The organism is Burkholderia sola (genome assembly GCF_905400185.1).
In the GTDB taxonomy this organism is placed as follows: domain Bacteria; phylum Pseudomonadota; class Gammaproteobacteria; order Burkholderiales; family Burkholderiaceae; genus Burkholderia; species Burkholderia sola.
In genome coordinates, this window is the sequence record NZ_FR989676.1 from 1,314,400 (window position 1) to 1,334,152 (window position 19,753).

The following is a 19,753-nucleotide window of genomic DNA, read 5'->3' on the forward strand; positions in this document are numbered from 1 at the left end:
ATTTTGCGACGGCTGCTACGCGCGCCGCGCGCTCGCCACCCGCGCGATCGCGCCGATCGCATCGCTGACGAGCACCGCGAGCAAGCCGACGATCACGCCGCCTTGCAGCACGAACGCGGTGTTCGACGTCTGCAGGCCCGCGATGATCACGTCGCCGAGCCCGCGCGCGGCGACCGTCGAGCCGATCGTCGCGGTGCCGAGATTGATCACGACCGCGAGGCGGATGCCGTTGACGATCACCGGGAACGCGAGCGGCAGCTCGACGGACACCAGCTGCTGCCAGCCGCTCATCCCCATCCCGCGCGCGGCGTCGACGACGTCGCGCGGCACGTCCTCGATCCCCGCGATCGTGCTTTCGAAAACCGGCAGGAGCCCGTACAAAACGAGCGCGATCAGCACGGGTTTCAGGCCGAAGCCGACTGCCGGCACGGCCAGCGCGAGCACGGCGACCGGCGGGAAGGTCTGGCCGATATCGACGACGCTGCGCGCGACCGGCAGGAAATCCGCACCGAACGGCCGCGTGACCGCGATGCCGGCCGCGACCGCGACGATCGTGCCGATCAGGCTCGACAGCGCGACCGTGCCGAGATGCGCGAGCGTGAGATCGAGCAGGCTCGCGCGATCGTAGATCACCGGCGCGCCGTTGTCCGCGAACGGCGCGAACAGACCCTGCAGCCACACGGGGCGCAACAGCAGCACGAGCAGCAGCGCGAGCGCGGCCGCGCGGGCGACGTACGCGGGAAGCGACGACCGCTTGGGTCCCATGCTGCCGCGCGTCGTCATGCGGGCTGCCTCGCGTGTGAACGGATCGCGTCGAGCGTGATGCGGCGGGGGCCGTGTGCGTGGCGGTAGCCGTCGGCCGTATCGTCGACGGGTAGCGCATCGACGCCGCGCCACAACAATTCGGACACCGCATCGCGCAGCGTGCGCGTCGCCGCGATCGGTTCGCCGTCGGCGTGGCCGGCTTCGGCCACGGCGTCGATCGGCGTGAGCGCGAGCAGGCGCAGCGGCCGATCGACGCCCGCGACGAGCTGTTCGACGACACCCGCCGCCGGCTTGCCGAGAATCTCGGCCGGCGACGCGACCTGCAGCAGCCGGCCGCCGTCCATCACCGCGATCGTGTCGCCGAGCTTCAGCGCTTCCTCGATATCGTGCGTGACGATCACGACCGTGATGCCGAGGCGGCGCTGCAGCGCGAACAGGTCGTCCTGCGCCTTGTTGCGGATGATCGGATCGAGCGCGCCGAATGGTTCGTCCATCAGCAGCATCGCAGGCTCGGCCGCAAGGGCGCGCGCAACGCCGACGCGCTGCTGCTGGCCGCCCGACAGTTCGTGCGGGAGCTTGCCCGCGAATTCGGCCGGCGCGAGATGGAACAGATCGAGCAGTTCGTTCACGCGGGCGTCGATGCGCTCCGCCGGCCAGCCGAGCAGGCGCGGCACGGTCGCGATGTTGCGCGCGACGCTCCAGTGCGGAAACAGCCCGTGCCCCTGGATCGCATAGCCGATGCCGCGGCGTAGTTGCTCGGGTGCGACGGTCGCCGTATCGACGCCGTCGATGCGAATCGTGCCGCTGGTCGGCGCGATCAACCGGTTGATCATGCGCAAGAGCGTCGACTTGCCGCTGCCCGATGCGCCGACGAGCGCGGTGATCGTGCCGCGTTGCATCGTCAGCGATACGTCGTCGACGGCGACCGCGTCGCCGAAGCGTTTGCCGACTCGTTCGATCTCGATCATCCTGCACGCCCCTTCGCGAGCGACGTCGCGGCTTCGAACACGACCGCGGCCGCCAGTGCGAGCGCGATCGTCGGGATCGCGCCGAGCAGCACGAGATCGGCGGCCGATTGCCCGATCCCCTGGAAGATGAAGGTGCCGAACCCGCCGCCGCCGATCAGCGCGGCCACCGCGGTCAGCCCGATGTTCTGCACGAGCACGATGCGCACGCCGCTCAGGATCACCGGCAGCGCGAGCACGAGATCGACGCGCAGCAGCCGCTGCGCACGCGTCATGCCCATCGCGCGCGCGGCTTCGGTCACGTGCGGCGGCACCTGTTCGAGCCCGACCACGACGCTCGATGCGATCGGCAGCAGCGAATAGAGGAACAGCGCAAGCACGGCCGGCGCGACCCCGATGCCGCGGATGCCGAGCGCGGCCGCGAGCGGCACGTGCGTGGCGAGCAGGCCGAGCGGCGCCATCATCAGCCCGTACATCGCGATGCTGGGGATCGTCTGCACGATATTGAGCGCAGGCATCGCGACGGTGCGCACCGTCGCGATGCGCGCGCAGGCGATGCCGAGCGGCACGCCCGCGACGAGCGCGGCGGCGACCGAGCCGCCCGCGAGCGACATGTGACGGATCGCTTCGCGCCAGAAATCGTCGCTGCGCACCGCGTATTCGCGCATCACGGAGAGGCCGTCCCACCAGCCGCTCGCAAGCGGCACCGAAACCGCTGCTATCGCGACGGCGAGCGCGGCGAGGCGCCGCCACGGGCCGAACGCGAGGCGCGCGAGCGCGTCGGCGATCAGCACGGCCCATGCGAACAGCAGCAGCCAGACGCCGGCGTCGGGCGACACGCGGGCCAGCATGTCGTCGGGTGCGACGACATGCGCCGCGGCCGCGCCGACCGCATACGCGAGCGTCGCGAGCCCCGTACAGCCGGCCGCGAGCCGCCACGCGGGACGGCTCGCCGTCATCACCCACAGCGCGCCGACGGTCCACAGCGCGGCGAGCACGGCGCCCTGCATCGGCGGCAACGCGGCGAACACCGACAGCCCGGTGCCGGCCGCGATCCGGTTCGGCCGCAGCACCGCGAACGACAGCCCGAACACCGCGACGATCGTCAGCATGCCGATCAGGATGCCGACCTTGTCGAGCGTGACGCGCCGCGCGGACGCTGCCGCGCGCGCCGTCATTTCACGAAACCCTTCGCTTTCAGGTAGCTTTTCGCGACGCCGGCCGCCGGCTCGCCGTTGAGCTGGATGCGGGCGTTCAGCGATTGCAGCGTTTTCAGGTCGAGGCTCGCGAACACGGGCTTCAGCAAGTCGGCGATCTGCGGATGCGCTTTCAGCGCGGCTTCGCGGATCACCGGCGCCGGCGCGTAGACGGGCTGCACGTGCTTGTCGTCGTCGAGCACCGCGAGGCCGCTCGACGCGATGCCGCCGTCGGTGCCGTAGACCATCGCCGCGTTCACGCCGTCGGTCTGGTTCGCGGCGGCCTTGATCGTCGCGGCTGTGTCGCCGCCGGACAGCACGACGAGCTGCTCGGGCTTCAGCTTGAAGCCGTACGCTTTCTCGAACGACGGCAGCGCGGACGCGCTGTTCACGAATTCGGCCGAGGCCGCGAGCTTCACCTTGCCGCCGCTGGCCACCCACTTGCCGAAGTCGGAGAAGGTCTTCAGGTGCTGCGACTGCGCGACGGGCGCGAGCAGCGCGATGCCCCACGTGTTGTTCGCGGGCGCCGGTGCGAGCCACACGAGATGGTTCGCCGCGTAGTCGAGTTGCTTCGCGGTGTCGTAGCCTTGGCTCGCGTTCTTCCACACCGGATCGTCGGCCTTGTTGAAGAAGAACGCGGCGTTGCCCGTGTATTCGGGGTAGACGTCGATCTCGCCGCTCGTGAGCGCCTTGCGCACGATCGGCGTCGTGCCGAGCGCGATCTTCTCGGTGACGGGAATGCCGTGGGCCTTCAGCACCTGTGAAATGAGGTTGCCGAGCAGGTTGCCTTCGGTGTCGATCTTCGACGACACCACGACGGGCGTGTCGGCGTGCGCGCCGGGCGCCACGATCGCGGCGGCGAACGCGAGGCCCAGGATCCGGGCGGGCAGGGCGAGCTTCATCGGGGCCAATCTCCAGGAGGGGGCGTACGCCGAAAGTTACTTGACTGAGCGGGCTTTGGCAAACCGCGTGCGGCGGCGTGTCCACAGCCGATGTGAGGATAACCCGCAACCGCCGTACGGGCTTGTTACACTGGAATTCACTCCCGCCTGCGGACATTTGCCGACATGAAGCCCGAGCTGCTGGTCCTCGTCGCATTGCGCGGCGACGCGCATCGCGAGATCGTCGCGTCGTTCGACGTGCGTTATGCCCCGACCCCCGACGCGCGCGAACGCGCGATCGCCGAACACGGCAGCACGATTCGCGCGGTGCTGACCAACGGCAGCACGGGGCTGACCGCCGCCGAGATCGACCGGCTGCCGCAGCTCACGTTCGTCAGCGCGCTCGGCGCGGGCTACGAGCACATCGACGTCGCGCACGCGAAGGCGCGCGGCATTGTCGTAGTCACGGGCGCCGGCACCAACGACGATTGCGTCGCCGATCACGCGTTCGCGCTGCTGCTCGCGGCGGTGCGCAACGTCGTGCAGCTCGATGCGAAGACCCGCGCGGGCGTGTGGCGCGACGGGCTGTCGATGCCGCCGAACGTGTCGGGCAAGAAGCTCGGCATCGTCGGGCTCGGCAAGATCGGCGAGAAGTGCGCGCGTCGCGCGGTCGGCTTCGACATCGAGATCGGTTATCACAACCGGTCGGAGAAGCCCGTGCCGTACCGCTATTTCGACCGGGTCGACGCGCTCGCGCAGTGGGCCGATTTCCTGATCGTCGCGACGCCGGGCGGCGCGGGCACGCGGCATCTGATCGATCGGACCGTGCTCGACGCACTCGGCCCCGGCGGTTTTCTCGTCAACGTGTCGCGCGGCAGCGTTGTCGATACCGCTGCTTTGGCGGACGCGCTGCGCGAGCGGCGCATCGCGGGCGCGGGGCTCGACGTGTACGAAGGCGAACCCGAGCCGCCGCGCGCGCTGACGGATCTCGACAGCGTCGTGCTGACACCGCACATGGGCGGCTGGTCGCCCGAGGCGCTCGATCGTTCGGTGCGGCAGTTTCTCGACAACGCGGCGCGGCACTTCGCGGGGCAGCCGGTGTTGACGCCGGTGTGAGCGCCGGGCGGCGGCGTCTACTCAGTTCGCCTGCCTGCAGAATTCCCAGTAGAAATCCGGCAGGTTCGCCGGCTTGTCGGCATCGAGATCGATCCAGCCGAACTGGTTGTGCTCGTCGCTCAGCACGATTTCGTGACGATCGACTTCGCACAGGAAGCACACGATCAGTACGCGCTTGCCCGGCACGACCTCGCACGAACGGCTGCCTACGTAGCGGATCGCCGATGCGACGATCCCGCATTCTTCCTGCACTTCGCGTGTGACAGCGGCTTCGAGCGATTCGCCCGCTTCGGGCCAGCCGCCCGGCAGTTCCCACTCGTCGCGGGGATTGCGCAGAAACAGGACCGAGCGTCCGTCGCGGACGATGGCTTTGGCGCTGAGGGGAATCATGTGGGCCCACCGTTGGCTGTCGAATTCCGCAGCCTATCGCAGGCGTTCCATTCATGCAGCCATCCCCCGCCCGCATCGACGGGCATGCGGGCGGGGGACGCGGCGCCGTTACGCCGGCAGACGGCGCACGATTACGCGCCCGTCGACGGCGACGCCAGCGGCACCGTCACCGACGTGCCGGCCGGATCGAGCGTCAGCCCGGTGCCCGGCGTCGGCCGCAACGTCGCTTCATAGTCGCTGGAGAGGACGACGAGTCCCAGCCGGTGGCCTGCTTCCAACTGGTAGTCGCGCGGCATGAACGTCAGCTTCAGGTCGTACGGCATGCCGGGCAGCACCGGTTGCGACACCCACTCGGACAGCCGGTTGCGCGGGTCGGTCCATGCGCGCGTGACGATCGTCGCCGTGCCGTCCGGCGCACGGTCGACCAGTAGCGCCGTCACGTTCGCGACGCCCGTGAAGGTCAGCCTGACGCGCGCGGTCGCGGTGCCGGACAGGCGTGCCGCGGCCGTCAGCGGTGCGGTCTCGAAGCGGCTGCGGTTTTCGCCGGTCGGCGTGTTCGCCAGCGTGAGCGCGGGAATGCGCGCATCGTCGGTGAAGCGCGCGAGCGGGCCGCCGCTCGCCAGTCGCAGCAGCGTGCCGGTGCTCGCGCCGTCGCCGCCGGCGAAGTACGTGACCGGCGTCGCGTGGCGCGCGGCCCAGTCGGCTTCCTTCAGCAGCGTGCCGTCCGCCTGCGCGACCACCGCGCGCGGATCCTGCTCGACGCCGTTGTCATAGCCGATCAGGTAGCGCGTGAACCACCGGTTCACCTCCGCCGTCCACGCGTCGGCCATCGCCGGCACGCGGGTCGGATCGGTGTGCTTCAGGCGATGCAGCCACAGCTGGGTCGGCACGCCCTGACGTCGCATCGCCAGATACCACGACGTCGACTGGTCGACGCGCACGTTGTCGTCGGTCAGCCCTTGCGCGACGAGCGCCGGCGCGACCGCGAACGCGGTCGGAATGTCGCGCGCGGCCCAGAACGGCGAATAGTCGCCGGTCTTGCGGTCTTCCTGCTGCAGCGCTTCGTCGATCAGGTGCGTGCAACGCTCCGGATGCGCGTTCGTCAGCAGCGCCTTGATGTACACGTCGACATCCTCGCCCTGATAGCCTTCCGGCGCGCGCACGAGGCCGCCCGAGCGGTAGTAGCCGTACATGTTCGACAGCCCCGCGATCGGCACGATCGCGTCGAGCCCGCGCGTGCGCAGGCTCGCGACCATCTTCGGCAGCGTGCCGTCGTACGACACGCCGTACATGCCGACGTGGCCGGTCGACCAGTTCGCGACGACCGTCTTGCCGTTCGCGTCCTTCGCGGTCGCGTCGCGGCCGAGCCAGCGGATCACCGACGCCATCGCGACCGATTCGTCGCGTGTCAGGATCGTCGGGCAGCCATCCGAGCCGGCGGTGCCGAGCGAATCCGCATAGACGATCGTGAAGCCGCGCGGCACGAAGTAGCTCTCGATCCATGAACGGCCGGCGGCGGCCGCCTCGAGCTGCTGCAGCATCCGGGTTTGCGGTGCGGCGGCGAGGATGCGCGTGGATGCCGATGCCGCGGCGCCGGCGGTCGAGGCCGGATGCGGCGTGCCGTCGAGTTCGACGTCGACGTCGTGGTTCGGGCTGTCGGCGAGCCCCGCGTAATACGGGCTCGCGAGCACGATGACGGGCGTGCGCGCGCCGTTCGCCGTTTCGGACGGCCGCACGATGCGCACGTGGATGCGGTCGCGCGTGCCGTCGCCGTCGGAATCGACCGGCGTGTCGACCCACGCGTTCTCTTCGATCGTGCCGCCGGACAGCGACGGCTGCACCTGGCCGTTGCTGATCACCGGCTTGTAGCGGCCGCCGCTCGCCGGATTCGCGTAAGGCACGCCGGACGGCGAAAAGCGCGACGCGAGCGATTGCGTATTGGACTGATCGGCCGCGGCGGCGGCCCCCGCCTGTTGGCCCTGCGCGAGCGCTGACACGCCCGCCACGCTGCCGCCGTCGTCGCCGCCGCACGCGGCGAGCGTCGCGGCCGCCACGAGCGCGGGCAGCCATGCGCGCCGTACTCCGGTTCGATGAATGTTCATGGAATCGACCTCGTCTCTTGTGTTTGTCTGGAACCGGCCGGCTCGCGATACGCCCCCTGCGGCCTGGCCGGGTGCTGCGTCGGATGAAGCGGAACTGCACCATCAAAAACGGCGGACGAGATGGATAAGGATCTCGCCCGGTGCCGGCGTGCGTCGGGCGGCGCGCATCCGGCCGGCGTCGAGGCGAGCGCATCGCCCCGAACGGGAATCGTCAGTGCGGCGGTTCGCTACGAATACAGGAGTGCGAATCAAATGCGGGCATGCCCTGGCTTCCTTCAGGTTTCGGATGAAACGGAACGGCACGATGCGATGAGGCGGGAGTGTTGCGAACGACGGTGCTGCAACGGCAGGAAAGCGCGACGCGAGTCGGCACGCTGGCCGGATTGCTTTCCGGAAGCTTGCGCAAAAGTTATCTCAGTGAAATGTTCGTGTCAAACTTTTTTAGCTTGAATCAAACAAAGTTTCGATATGGGTGCGCATGTGTGCTCAACTTCCCGGCAATCCGTCCGTAAACAGGGAAAAACAGGCTGAAAACGAGAGAGAAAGAGGGCAATGACGATACCGGTTACGGCGGCGGGCGGCCTTACGCTCGCGCAAATGGCGCAGGCGGCGCTCGCCGGGCGCGAGACGCCGGACACGACGGCGTCCGGCGCGCAGCAAGACACGCCGATCAGCGTCCGGGCAATCGATCCGGACGCGCTGCAGGCGGCGATGACGAAACAGTTGTCGATGGTGGGCGATTTGACGATGAAGCTGCGCGGCGTGACCGATATGCTCGCGACGAGCCTGCAGGACATCGTCGCGAAGCGGCCGGACTTGGCCGATGCGCCGTTCGACTTCATGACCGACGACGGCCGGATCAAGGTCGTGTCGAAGACGATGACGGACAGCGATCGCGCGTGGATCGAGTCGACGCTGAATTCGAACGCCGGCCTCGTGCTCGCGACGCGCGATTTTCACGAGCAGGCCGTCGATATCGCCGCGCAAGGTGCGGCCGTGCGCGGCGACGCGTTCACGGACAGCGATCGCGCGGCGGCGAGCCAGGGCGCCGACGCACGCTTTCACTTCATGAGCCTGCTCAACCGGTCGGTCGCGGACAACCCGCCGCCCGTGCCGCCCGGCGGGCACTTCACCACGCAGGACGGCACGACGCTGACGATCGAGCCGTCGGCCGGCACGGCGCGCGGCACGCTCGCGCTGCTGAGCACCGCGCGCCAGTTGTCGTCGGGTGCGGCGATTTTCGTCGACGCATCCGGCAACACGTCCTACGGCATGCGTATGGAACTCGTCAACGTCGGCTTCGACGTGCTCGCCGGCTACACGCCCGACGGCGGCAGCAGCGTCGGTTTCCACGAGACCGCGTAACGCCGCGCCAATGGCCTCTACTCGTCGCGCAGCGCCTCGGCCGGCCGCACCCGCGCGGCGCGCCAGCTCGGGTACAGCGTCGCGACGCACGACATCAGGAACGCGGCCGACGCAATCTCGATCACGTCGAGCGCCGACAGCTTCGACGGCAGCGCGCTGAGGAAATACACGGACGGCGTCAGGAAGCGGATGCCGAGCAACCGTTCGACCGCCGGCAGCACCACCGGGATGCTCACCGCGATCGCGCAGCCGAGCGCGACGCCCGCCAGCGTGCCGGCGAGGCCGATCGTCATTCCCTGGATCGCGAAGATCTTCATGATCGAGCGGGGCGGCGCGCCGAGCGTGCGCAGGATCGCGATGTCGCCCTGCTTCTGCGTGACCGTCATCACGAGTGACGACACGAGGTTGAACGCGGCGACCGCGACGATCAGCATCAGGATCAGCGACAGCATCCGCTTCTGCAGCCGCTCGGCTTCGAACCACGTGCGGTTCTGCCGCGTCCAGTCGCGGATATACAGGTTGCCCGACAGCGTGCGCGACAGCGCCAGCGCGATCTCCGGCGCGCGCTGCAGATCGTCGACGCGCAGCCGGATGCCGGTCGGCGCGCGCGTAGCGCAGCCCGATCTGCCATTCGAACGGGAGTTTCAAGCGGTTTCCTTTCGTTTCGATTCGATCCTGCCGAGCCGCGCATTCTAGCGAACGCGGCGTGGCCGCGTGCGGAGGCCGGACATCGGCGGCCCGCCATCCGCCCGATGCCCGCCCGACCGGCCGGTCACCGGCGGGCGTTGCGCGCCGGCACACCGCTGTTTCCATCGTTTCGGGTCTGATCGATAATGGCGCCCAGCATCCGGTCGAAGATACCCAATCATCACGGCGCAACCGGGCCGCGCCGTCACAGACCCATAACGATTCGGGGAAGGTTGCCGCTTGGGCAGCATGTCCTTGACAAGGAAATAACAAAATGGATTTGCTGCGTTTCCTGCTGCTCCTGCCGATTCGCGCGGCGGGCTTCGTCTGGTGGCTGCTCGGCTGCGCGCTGCGGCCGCTGGTCGGCGACGTGTCGTGGACGGCGCCCGCATGGATGGGCGTCACCGCCGCGGCCGTGCGCCGCCGCCCGTGGCATGCCGGCGGCATCGTGCTGCTCGCGGCCGCGCTCGGTTACGGCGGCTACTGGTTCAAGCATCGCCCGAAGCCGCCGGAGCCCGAAACCGTCGGCTTCACCGTGAAGGCGCCGGCGATCACGACCTACGAGGTCGACGACACCGACAAGCCGAAGATCACCGTGCATCCGCTGGAAGTGGCGTTCTCGCGATCGGCCGCGCCGATCGAACAGGTCGGCAAGCCGGCCGGCGACGGCATCGAGATGACACCCGCGCTGAAGGGCGCGTGGGAGTGGGCCGACGACAAGACGCTGCGCTTCACGCCGGCGGCCGACTGGCCGGTCGGCGCGCACGTCGAGGTGCGCTTCGCCGTGCATCGCGTGTTCGCGCCGCAGGCGACGATGCGCGACGATCGTTTCGCGTTCGACGTGCCGGCGTTCGCCGCGACGTTCGGCGACAACCAGTTCTACCAGAACCCCGACAATCCGGCGGAGAAGCAGGCGCTGCTGCAGTTGCGCTTCAACTACCCGGTCGATCCGGCCGAGTTCGAGAAGCGCATCGGCCTCGCGCTGGTCGGCCGCGACGGCAAGACCGTGTCGCCGCTGCGCTATACGGTCAACTACGACAAGATGAAGACGAGCGCGTGGGTCTACTCGCAGCCGCTCGACATTCCGCGCGATCCGCTGGCAGTGCGGCTCGACGTCGACAAGGGCGTGAAGAGCGCGCGAGGCGGCAACGGCACGCCGGATGTGCTGCACGCGTCGGTCGACGTGCCGGGGCTGTACAGCCTGTCGATCGGCAATATCGCGCCGACGCTGGTCGACAACGAGCGTTACGAGCCGGAGCAGGTGCTCGTCGCCGAAGCGTCCGACGGCGTGCGCAGCGCGGAGCTGGCCGCGCGCGCGAAGGCGTGGGTGTTGCCGAAGCGCAAGCCGGGTGTCGATCAGTCGGCCGACGATCCGCCGTACGAATGGAACCTGGCCGACGTCAGCGACGCGGTGCTGAAGCAGTCGAAGCCGCTGCCGCTCGAAGCGGTGCCCACCGAGAACGACTACGCGACGCTGCAAAGCTTCAAGTATCACGCGACGCCGGGCGATCGTATCGTCGTGCGAATCGAGGGCAACCTTAAATCGGCCGGCGGTTACCTGCTCGCCGAGGCGGCGACGACCGCGTTCACGGTGCCCGACTATCCGAAGCTGCTGCGCTTCATGGCTGATGGCTCGCTGCTGTCGATGAGCGGCAGCAAGCGGCTGTCGGTCGTGTCGCGCAACCTGCCGGGGATGAAGGTCGAGATCGGCCGCGTGCTGCCCGACCAGATCCAGCATCTCGTGAGCTTCAACAACGGCACGTACGCGCGGCCCGAACTGTCGTATTCGTTCAGCGAGGATCACATCGTCGAGCGTTTCGTGCAGACTCGCGCGTTCCCGGCCGGCGACCCGGGCCGCGCCCATTACGAAGGCGTCGACCTCGGCCAGTATCTGAAGGACGGCAAGCGCGGCGTGTTCCTGCTGCACCTGTCGAAGTACGATCCGGCGGCCGAGAAGAAGAAGGCCGACGATGCGAAGGATGGCGACGCGGCGTCCGATGACGGCAGCCACGATCAGTCCGACAACGCCGATTCGGGCGACAGCAGCGGCAACGGCGACGACGGCGACGACGCACTCGGCGACACGCGGCTGATCGTCGTGACCGATCTCGGGATGCTGGTCAAGAAGGCGCTGGATGGCAGCCAGGACGTGTTCATCCAGTCGATCCGCTCGGGCAAGCCGGTTGCGGGCGCAACCGTATCGGTACTCGCGGTGAACGGCCAGGCGCTGTTCACGCAGACCACCAGCGCCGACGGCGTCGTGCATTTCCCCGCGTTCAAGGGGCTCGACCGCGAGAAGCGTCCGCAGCTCTACGTCGTGAAGAAGGACACCGACCTGTCGTTCCTGCCGGTGGCCGGCCGCGACCGCCAGCTCGACTTCTCGCGCTTCGACGTCGACGGCGAACGCAACGCGACGGGCCAGGGGCAATTGTCCGCGTACCTGTTCTCGGATCGCGGGCTGTACCGACCCGGCGATCCATTCCATATCGGCCTGATCGTGCGTGCGGCCAACTGGGCGCGCAGCCCGGCCGGCGTGCCGCTGCAGGCGGAGATCGTCGACCCGCGCGGGATGACCGTCGAGCGCAAGCCGGTGACCGTCGACGCGACCGGTTTCACCGAGATCGGCTACACGACCGCCGAAACGGCGCCGACCGGTACGTGGACGGTCAATCTGTACATCGTGAAGGACGGCCAGCCGGGCGCCGAGCCGATCGGCAGCACGACGGTGCAGGTGAAGGAATTCCTGCCCGACCGGATGAAGGTCGACGCGAAGCTGTCGCAGCAGGTCGTCGAAGGGTGGGTGAAGCCGAAGGGGCTGAAGGGCATCGTCGATGCGCAGAACCTGTTCGGCACGCCGGCCGAGAAACGCCGCGTCGCGGCGACGCTGACGCTGCGCCCCGTGTGGCCGTCGTTCCGCAGCTGGCAGGGGTATCACTTCTTCGACGCACGCCGCGCGAAGGAGGGCTACACGACCGCGCTGCAGGACGGCACGACCGACGACAAGGGCCATGCCGAATTCGATCTCGATCTCGACAAGTACGCGGACGCGACCTACCAGCTCTACTTCCAGGCGAAGGCGTATGAAGCGGAAGGCGGCCGCAACGTCGCCGCGAACGCGCAGACGCTCGTGTCGAACAACGACTGGCTCGTCGGCTACAAGTCGGTCGACGATCTCGGCTACGTGAAGCGCGGCAGCCCGCGCACGGTGCGGCTCGTCGCGATCGATCCGGGCGCGAAGGCGATCGACGTGAAGGACCTGCGCGCGCAGCTCGTCGAGCAGCGTTACGTGTCGGTGCTGACGAAGCAGGATTCCGGCGCGTACAAATACGATTCGCGGCTGAAGGAAGTGCCGGTCGACGAGATGCCGCTGTCGATTCCGGCAGCCGGGCTCGACTACGCGCTGCGCACCGACAAGCCGGGCAGCTATGCGCTCGTGATCCGCCGCGTCGATGGCGCCGCGGTGAACCGGATCGAGTATTCGGTCACGGGTGCCGCGAACGTCACGCGTTCGCTCGACCGCAACGCGGAGCTTCAGGTAAGCCTCGCGAAGCACGACTTCAAGCCGGGCGAACAGGTGGAAATCGCGATCCGCGCGCCTTACGCGGGCAGCGGCCTGATCACGATCGAGCGCGACAAGGTGTATGCACATGCGTGGTTCCATGCGGACACGACGAGCTCGATTCAGCACATCACGGTGCCGGCCGGCTTCGAAGGCAACGGCTACATCAACGTCCAATACATTCGCGATCCGTCGTCGGACGAGATCTTCATGAGCCCGCTGAGCTACGGCGTCGTGCCGTTCTCGGTGAACCTCGATGCGCGCCGCAACGCGGTGAGCGTCGATGCGCCGGCGCTCGTGAAGCCGGGCGATACCGTCAACTTCACCGTGCATTCGGCGAAGCCCGCGAAGGTCGTGGTGTTCGCGGTCGACGAGGGCATCCTGCAGGTCGCGCGCTACAAGCTCGGCGATCCGCTGAAGTTCTTCTTCCGCAAGCGGATGCTCGAAGTCGGCACGTCGCAGATCCTCGACCTGATCCTGCCGGACTTCGAGAAGCTGATGGCGATGGCCGCGCCCGGCGGCGACGCCGACGATGCGATCGGCCGCCAGTTGAACCCGTTCAAGCGCAAGCGCGACAAGCCGGTCGTCTACTGGTCGGGGATCGTCGACGTGAACGGCGACACGCGCCTGAGCTACACGGTGCCCGACTACTTCAACGGAAAGCTGCGCGTGATGGCCGTGTCGGTGTCGCCGGATCTCGTCGGCACGTTCGAAGGCGCGACGACGGTGCGCGGCGATTTCGTGCTGTCGCCGAACGTGCCGACGACGCTCGCGCCGGGCGACGAGGCCGACGTCAGCGTCGGTGTCGCGAACAACCTGACGGGCGTCGGCAACCAGCCGGTGCCGGTCGCGGTCACGCTGAAGACGGGCCCGCAGTTGCAGGTGATCGGGCCGGCGACGCAGAACGTCGCGCTCGCGCCGCAGCACGAAGGCGTCGCGCTGTTCCGCGTGAAGGCGACCGATACGCTCGGCTCCGGCGCGCTGTCGTTCGGCGCGCGCTACGGCGCGAAGGGTGCGCAGCAGCGTGTCGACGTGTCGGTGCGGCCGGCCGCCGCGTTCCGCACGCAGCTCGACATCGCGCGGCTCGACCCGGGCAAGAAGACGGGCGTGCCGAACCTACGGTCGATGTACGACGCGTATGCGTCGCGCGACGCGAGTATTTCCACCGCGCCGCTGGTGCTGACCGAAGGGTTGTCGTCGTATCTCGTCAACTTCGAGCATTCCTGCAGCGAGCAGATGGTGAGCGCGGCCGTGCCGCGCGTGTTCGCGGCGAAATGGCTGTCGGCGCGCGCACTGACGAGCGCGATGCATGCGCCCGAGGCTGGCGTCGATGCGGCGAATGCGAGCGCGATCGCGCAGTTCCTCGGCGTGCTCCACAGTCGGCAGAACGCGCAGGGCGGCTTCGGCTTGTGGAGCGCGACGCCCGATGCCGATCCGTTCGTGTCCGCGTATGCGATGCACGTGCTGCTGGATGCGCGCGAGCGCGGCATCGCGGTGCCGAAGGACATGCTCGACGCGGGCAACGCGTATTTGCAGCGGCTCGCCGCGAACGATTCGCTCGGCTCGCTCGACCTGTTGCGGCAGCGCGCGTACGCGGTGTACCTGCTGACGCGCCAGGGCAACGTGACGACCAACAGCCTCGCGGCCGTGCAGAAGCGGCTGCAGGCGGCCTATCCGAACGACTGGAACAACGATCTCGCGGCCGCGTGGCTCGCCGCGTCGTATCAGTTGCTGAAGCAGGACAAGGAGGCCGCCGCGCTGATTGCCGGCCCGCAGGCGTTGCTCGAACGCAAGCGCGCGTCCGACGGCGGTGACGCGGCCGGCTACTACATCGACCCGCTGACGCGCGATGCGAGCGTGCTGTACCTGCTCGCGAAGCACTTCCCGGAGCGCGTGCGCAAGCTGTCGCCGCGCGCGATGGACAACCTCGCCGCGCCGCTCGTCGACAACCGCTACAACACGCTGTCGTCGGCGATGACGATTCTCGCGCTCGACGCGTATGCGGCGTCGAACGCGGGCCAGCTCGACCGGCTCGCGATCAACGAGGTGCGCGCGGGCGCAGCGCCGAAGGACGTGTCGTCGATTCAGGCGAACCTCGTGCGCTCGGGCACGTGGGCGGCCGGCGCGTCGCGCGTCGACTTCGTGAACGGCAGCGCGCTGCCGGCGTGGTGGGTCGCGAGCCAGTCGGGCTACGACCGCGGCACGTCGACGAAGGCGATCAGGAACGGGCTGGAGATCGTGCGCGACTACACGGATACCGACGGCAAGCCGCTCGCGAGGATCGCGCTCGGCCAGGAGATCGACGTACACCTGAAGATTCGCGCGACCGGTTCGGCGAACGTCGGCAACGTCGCGATCGTCGACCTGCTGCCGGGCGGCTTCGATCCGGTGATCGCGCCGCCGCCGGTGACCGATACGCAGGACGGCAACGGCGACGGCAGTGCGTCGGCGCCGGTGGCCGATGCACCGTGGCATTCGCCGATCGGCGTGAAGGGCTCGACGTGGCAGCCGCAGTTCGCCGATATCCGCGAGGATCGCGTGGTGATCTACGGCACCGCGACGACCGACGTGCGCGAGTTCGTCTACCGGATCAAGGCGGGCAACGCGGGCCGCTTCATTGCACCGCCCGCTTACGGCGAATCGATGTACGACCGCCGCGTGCAGGCGCAGGCGCCGGGCGGCACGGCGCTGACGGTGGAGCGCGTGCGATGACGGGGCGGTTTCATCCGCGTTGCAGGTCGCGCACGTCGCCAGGAGCGGCCGCGCGTGGCTGACGCATCCGTGCTCCGGCGCGCGCTGCACGGCGCCGGCCGCTGGCTGCATCGCTGGCAGAACTGGCTCGTCGGCGCGCTGCTCGGGTTCGCCGCGCTGGCCGCGTGCCGGCTGTGGCCGCATCCGCCGCTGCGCGACTGGAAACCGTCGTCGGTCGCGGTGACGGACGCTCAAGGCCGGCTGCTGCGCCTGACGCTCGCGAAGGACGACCGCTACCGGCTGTGGGTGCCGCTCGACCGGATGTCGCCGCAACTCGTCGAAGCGGTGATGCTGCACGAGGACCGCTGGTTCCGGTGGCATCCGGGTTTCAATCCGTACGGGCTCGCGCGCGGTGCGTGGATCACGTACGTGCGCGGCGGCAATCCGCAGGGCGGCTCCACGCTGACGATGCAGCTCGCTCGCTCGCTGTGGAAGCTGAACACGCGCACGCCGGCCGGAAAGCTCGAGCAGGTTGCCCGCGCGGTGCAGCTCGAACTGTTCTACTCGAAGCGGCAGATTCTCGAAGCGTATCTGAACGACGCGCCGTACGGCCGCAACGTCGAAGGCGCGGGCACCGCGAGCGTCGTCTATTTCGACCGGATGCCGGACGCGCTGACGTTGCCCGAAGCGCTCGCGCTCGCGGTGATTCCGCAGGACCCGGCGCGACGCGTGCGCGGCGGGCAGGACGAGATCAACCGTGCGCTGGCCGCGTCGCGCAATCGACTCTATGCGCGCTGGCTGACGAAGCACCCGGGCGATGCGTCGCTCAAGCCGTTGTTCGCGTTGCCGCTCGCGATGCGGCCGCTGTCCGCGTTGCCGTTCGACGCGCCGCATGCGGTCGACCAGGCGCTGGCCGCGCGCAGCGCGTGGCGTACGACGTCGAGCGGCGCGGCGGACGATGGCAACCGCGACGGCGATGGCGGCGCCCGTCTTGCGATGACGCTCGATCTCGACCTGCAACGCACGCTCGAACGGCAGATTTCACGCTACGTCGCGCGCAACGATACGCGCGGCGTGCGCAACGCGGCGGCCATCCTCGTCGATACGCGCGACATGGGCGTGAAGGCGCTGGTCGGCTCCGCGAACTTCTTCGACCGGACGATCGACGGGCAGGTGAACGGCACGCTCGCGCGGCGCTCGCCGGGCTCGACGTTCAAGCCGTTCATCTATGCGCTCGGCTTCGACCAGGGCGTGCTGCATCCGCAGACCGTGCTGCGCGACGTGCCGACGTCGTTCGGCCCGTATGCGCCGGAGAACTTCGACGGTCATTTCCTCGGGCCGATCACGGCGACCGACGCGCTGAACCGCAGCCGCAACGTGCCGGCCGTATGGGTCGCGTCGCAGCTCAAGTCGCCCGACCTGTACCGGTTCCTGCAGGACGCCGGCGTGCGCCGGCTCGCAAGCGCGCAGCACTACGGGCTCGCGCTCGTGCTCGGCGGCGGTGAAGTGACGATGCAGGATCTCGCGGCGCTGTACGCGATGCTCGCGAACCGCGGCGAGTTCCGGCCGCTGCGGCTGCGCGCGGACGAGCCGGCATTGCCCGGCCGGCGCCTGCTCAGCGCCGAAGCGAGCTACATGACGATGGACATGCTGCGCCAGCACCTGCGCCCCGACGAGACGAGCGGCGCGCAGCCGTCGAGCGTGCCCGTGTACTGGAAGACCGGCACGTCATGGTCGTTCCGCGACGCGTGGACGGCCGGCGTGTTCGGCCCGTACGTGCTGGTCGTGTGGGTCGGCAATTTCGACAATTCGACCAATACCGCGTTCGTCGGTGTCGATGCGGCCGCGCCGCTGTTCTTTCAGGTCGTCGATGCGCTGAATGCCGAGCGGGCCGTCGTCGAGCCGCCGCGCGCGGTGCCGCCGAAACTGAAGCGCGTGCGCATCTGCCTCGCGAGCGGCGATCTGCCGAACGAGTGGTGTCCGCAGCAAGGCTGGACGTGGTTCATCCCCGGCACGTCGCCGATCCGGGTGAGCACCGTGCACCGGCCCGTCGTGATCGACGACGCGACGGGGAAGGCCGCGTGCCCGCCGTACGACGGCAAGCGCACGCATACGGAGGTCTTCGAGTTCTGGCCGTCGGACTTGCAGCAGGTGTTCGCGCAGGCCGGCATTCCGCGCCGGCGGCCGCCGCAGAATGCGGATTGTCGCGATGCCGGGCAGGTCGAAGGCGACCCGCCGCGCATCACGTCGCCGCTGCGCGGCAGTACGTATGCGATGCGCGTGAAAAGCACCGACGACACGCGCATCGCGTTCAACGCGACCGCCGATGCGAGCGCGCATGCGCTGTACTGGTTCGTCAACGACGCGTATGTCGGCCGCAGCGGGCCGGGCGACGCGCTGTTCTGGCAGCCGCGCACGGCCGGCAGCTATACGGTGCGGGTGGTCGACGATCACGGGCGCAGCGACCAGCGGCCGCTGGGCGTGGGACTGGAGCAGTAGCGCCGGTTCAGACCGTGTAGCCGATGCGCAGCACACCCCACGGCCGTCCGCCGACGACGATCGGCGCGGACACGTCCTTCATCAGCACGAACTGGCCGTTGCCCATGTCGCGCCGATAGGTCTGCAACAGGAACGGCTTGTCATGCGCGACGGACATGCGCGCCGTCCGGTCCGTGTAGATCCGGCGGTTTCGGCAATTTGCCGCATTCCACGCGGCGTCCGCACGCTGCGGCAGGGAAAACTTGCGGTTGTGGGTCGGCAGGTAGCACTGCCGGTCGAAGCTCGCGCAATAGACGACGCGTGGGTCGACGTCGAGCACTGGCTCCTGGATCGCCGGCAGCACGCGATCGGTGAACGCCGTGAAGCGCGTCATGAACTGTTGCGGGTCGGTGCCCGGAATCGGTTCGTAGTGCGCGTCGAAGAGCGCGTCGAGTGCGATATCGCCGCGGGCGACCGCGTCCTCGAAGAGCTTGCCGATCTTGGCGGCCGTGCTCCGTGCGGTGTCGATCAGGCGCGTGTCCGGCGATTCGATGCCGGTCGCGGCGGTGAGCTCGATCAGCGTCTCGGAGACGGAGAGCAGATTGCCGAGGCGGTCCTTGGCCTGCGAGAAGTTGTCGGCCGAATTCTCGACGCCGGACGCCATCTCGCCCACCTGCTCGTCGAGACGGTGGCACTGCGCCTCGATCTCGTCCGTCAACGACGCGATCTGTTCGGCTTCGCCCGCGAGCTCGGTGATCGCGTGCCCGGTCGCGTGCACGACCTCGCCGATCGTGCGCGTGCCCTCGCGCACGCGATGCGCGCGGGCGGCGTTGTCGGTGCCTTCCGCGAGCAGGTGTTCGGTCTGCTCGGCGAGCCGCGCGAGCGTCGTCTCGATCTGGGCCGTCGCCTGCCCGGTTTTCGCGGACAGGTTCTTGACCTCGGCCGCGACGACCGCGAAGCTGCGGCCCGACTCGCCGGCGCGCGCGGCCTCGATCGCGGCGTTCAGCGCGAGCAGGTGGGTCTGTCTCGCGATGACGGAGATTTCCTCGGACACCGCCCGCACGTGACCGAGCGCGTCGCGCAGCGCGCCCATCTGGTCGCTGATCGTGGTGACGCCCTCGACGAGGCCGTGAATGTCGGCGAGCGACGCCTCGATCGTCTGCTGCGACTGCCGGACCGCGTTCGACGCATTGGCGCTGACGTCGCGCACCTGCTGCGCGGCCTCGGCGATCCGGTGGTTGCCGCGCAGCGTGACGGCGGCCGATTCGCGCAGCGTATGGCAGACCTCCGCCTGCCGGGCGACGCGTGCCGCGACTTCCTCGACGTGGCCCGATACGTCGCAGATCTCGATGCCGAGCCTGCCGGCCTGTTCGGCGATGTCGCCGACGAGCGCGCGCGACGAACGGCGGCCGCGGCCGATTCCGAAGAAGTTCACGTTGGTGGGTCTCCTTGAGGGCACGCGCGCCGGGTTCCCGGCGGATGTTGCGCATGCGTTCCTGACTTGACGGCCGCGCGGCCGAGGACTTGAGGTCGGGTAAACATCGAGATCGGTGCGCAG

Annotated in this window: 11 protein-coding genes and 1 pseudogene; 4 read left to right on the top strand and 8 right to left on the bottom strand. The window is 68.9% G+C overall.

The window, feature by feature from the left end; genetic code table 11:
* Positions 1–15 precede the first annotated feature (15 nt).
* From KR541_RS22445 to osmF, 4 genes are read right to left on the bottom strand one after another with little or no spacing between them, the layout of a single operon-like run.
* Positions 16–783, bottom strand: a complete 768-nt coding sequence (locus KR541_RS22445) for an ABC transporter permease (RefSeq protein ID WP_050012241.1) — start codon at positions 781–783, stop codon at positions 16–18.
* A complete protein-coding gene (locus tag KR541_RS22450; protein WP_124595462.1) occupies positions 780–1,733 on the bottom strand; it encodes an ABC transporter ATP-binding protein in 954 nt (317 codons plus the stop codon). The genes KR541_RS22445 and KR541_RS22450 overlap by 4 nt, the downstream gene beginning before the upstream one ends.
* Positions 1,730–2,908 (bottom strand): ABC transporter permease, encoded by a 1,179-nt coding sequence (locus KR541_RS22455; protein ID WP_050012243.1) that lies wholly within the window; start codon positions 2,906–2,908, stop codon positions 1,730–1,732. The genes KR541_RS22450 and KR541_RS22455 overlap by 4 nt, the downstream gene beginning before the upstream one ends.
* Entirely contained in the window at positions 2,905–3,828 is a 924-nt protein-coding gene (osmF, locus tag KR541_RS22460) for a glycine betaine ABC transporter substrate-binding protein OsmF (protein WP_050012244.1), read from the bottom strand. The genes KR541_RS22455 and osmF overlap by 4 nt, the downstream gene beginning before the upstream one ends.
* Before the next feature lie 165 nt (positions 3,829–3,993).
* On the opposite strand from osmF, the gene KR541_RS22465 reads away from it, so the two are divergent.
* On the top strand, positions 3,994–4,923 hold the full coding sequence (locus KR541_RS22465; RefSeq protein ID WP_216089794.1) for a 2-hydroxyacid dehydrogenase: 930 nt from the start codon (positions 3,994–3,996) through the stop codon (positions 4,921–4,923).
* A gap of 21 nt (positions 4,924–4,944) precedes the next feature.
* Here KR541_RS22465 and KR541_RS22470 read toward each other — a convergent pair whose 3' ends face one another.
* Positions 4,945–5,313, bottom strand: a complete 369-nt coding sequence (locus tag KR541_RS22470) for an NUDIX domain-containing protein (RefSeq protein WP_050012246.1) — start codon at positions 5,311–5,313, stop codon at positions 4,945–4,947.
* Positions 5,314–5,444: 131 nt separating this feature from the next.
* On the bottom strand, positions 5,445–7,415 hold the full coding sequence (locus tag KR541_RS22475) for a Xaa-Pro dipeptidyl-peptidase (RefSeq protein WP_216089795.1): 1,971 nt from the start codon (positions 7,413–7,415) through the stop codon (positions 5,445–5,447).
* A 552-nt stretch (positions 7,416–7,967) separates the two neighbouring features.
* On the opposite strand from KR541_RS22475, the gene KR541_RS22480 reads away from it, so the two are divergent.
* Positions 7,968–8,780, top strand: coding sequence for a hypothetical protein (locus tag KR541_RS22480; RefSeq protein WP_050012248.1), 813 nt, complete (start codon positions 7,968–7,970; stop codon positions 8,778–8,780).
* A 17-nt stretch (positions 8,781–8,797) separates the two neighbouring features.
* Here KR541_RS22480 and KR541_RS22485 read toward each other — a convergent pair.
* Positions 8,798–9,385 (bottom strand): annotated as a pseudogene (locus KR541_RS22485) (FtsX-like permease family protein); the annotation flags it as partial.
* A gap of 356 nt (positions 9,386–9,741) precedes the next feature.
* Here KR541_RS22485 and KR541_RS22490 point away from each other — a divergent pair.
* Both KR541_RS22490 and pbpC read left to right on the top strand, forming a co-directional pair.
* Entirely contained in the window at positions 9,742–15,738 is a 5,997-nt protein-coding gene (locus KR541_RS22490; RefSeq protein ID WP_216089796.1) for an alpha-2-macroglobulin family protein, read from the top strand.
* A 54-nt stretch (positions 15,739–15,792) separates the two neighbouring features.
* A complete protein-coding gene (gene pbpC, locus KR541_RS22495; RefSeq protein WP_216089797.1) occupies positions 15,793–18,216 on the top strand; it encodes a penicillin-binding protein 1C in 2,424 nt (807 codons plus the stop codon).
* Positions 18,217–18,223: 7 nt separating this feature from the next.
* Here pbpC and KR541_RS22500 read toward each other — a convergent pair whose 3' ends face one another.
* Positions 18,224–19,630, bottom strand: coding sequence for a methyl-accepting chemotaxis protein (locus KR541_RS22500; protein ID WP_050012251.1), 1,407 nt, complete (start codon positions 19,628–19,630; stop codon positions 18,224–18,226).
* Between the last annotated feature and the right edge of the window lie 123 nt (positions 19,631–19,753).

Excerpts from the sequence above, each read along its gene's own strand:
- KR541_RS22450 (WP_124595462.1), bottom strand. The coding sequence starts at position 1,733 with ATGATCGAGATCGAACGAGTCGGCAAACGCTTCGGCGACGCGGTCGCC.
- KR541_RS22480 (WP_050012248.1), top strand. The coding sequence starts at position 7,968 with ATGACGATACCGGTTACGGCGGCGGGCGGCCTTACGCTCGCGCAAATG.
- osmF (WP_050012244.1), bottom strand. The coding sequence starts at position 3,828 with ATGAAGCTCGCCCTGCCCGCCCGGATCCTGGGCCTCGCGTTCGCCGCC.
- KR541_RS22475 (WP_216089795.1), bottom strand. The coding sequence starts at position 7,415 with ATGAACATTCATCGAACCGGAGTACGGCGCGCATGGCTGCCCGCGCTC.
- KR541_RS22465 (WP_216089794.1), top strand. The coding sequence starts at position 3,994 with ATGAAGCCCGAGCTGCTGGTCCTCGTCGCATTGCGCGGCGACGCGCAT.
- KR541_RS22470 (WP_050012246.1), bottom strand. The coding sequence starts at position 5,313 with ATGATTCCCCTCAGCGCCAAAGCCATCGTCCGCGACGGACGCTCGGTC.
- KR541_RS22490 (WP_216089796.1), top strand. The coding sequence starts at position 9,742 with ATGGATTTGCTGCGTTTCCTGCTGCTCCTGCCGATTCGCGCGGCGGGC.
- KR541_RS22455 (WP_050012243.1), bottom strand. The coding sequence starts at position 2,908 with ATGACGGCGCGCGCGGCAGCGTCCGCGCGGCGCGTCACGCTCGACAAG.
- KR541_RS22445 (WP_050012241.1), bottom strand. The coding sequence starts at position 783 with ATGACGACGCGCGGCAGCATGGGACCCAAGCGGTCGTCGCTTCCCGCG.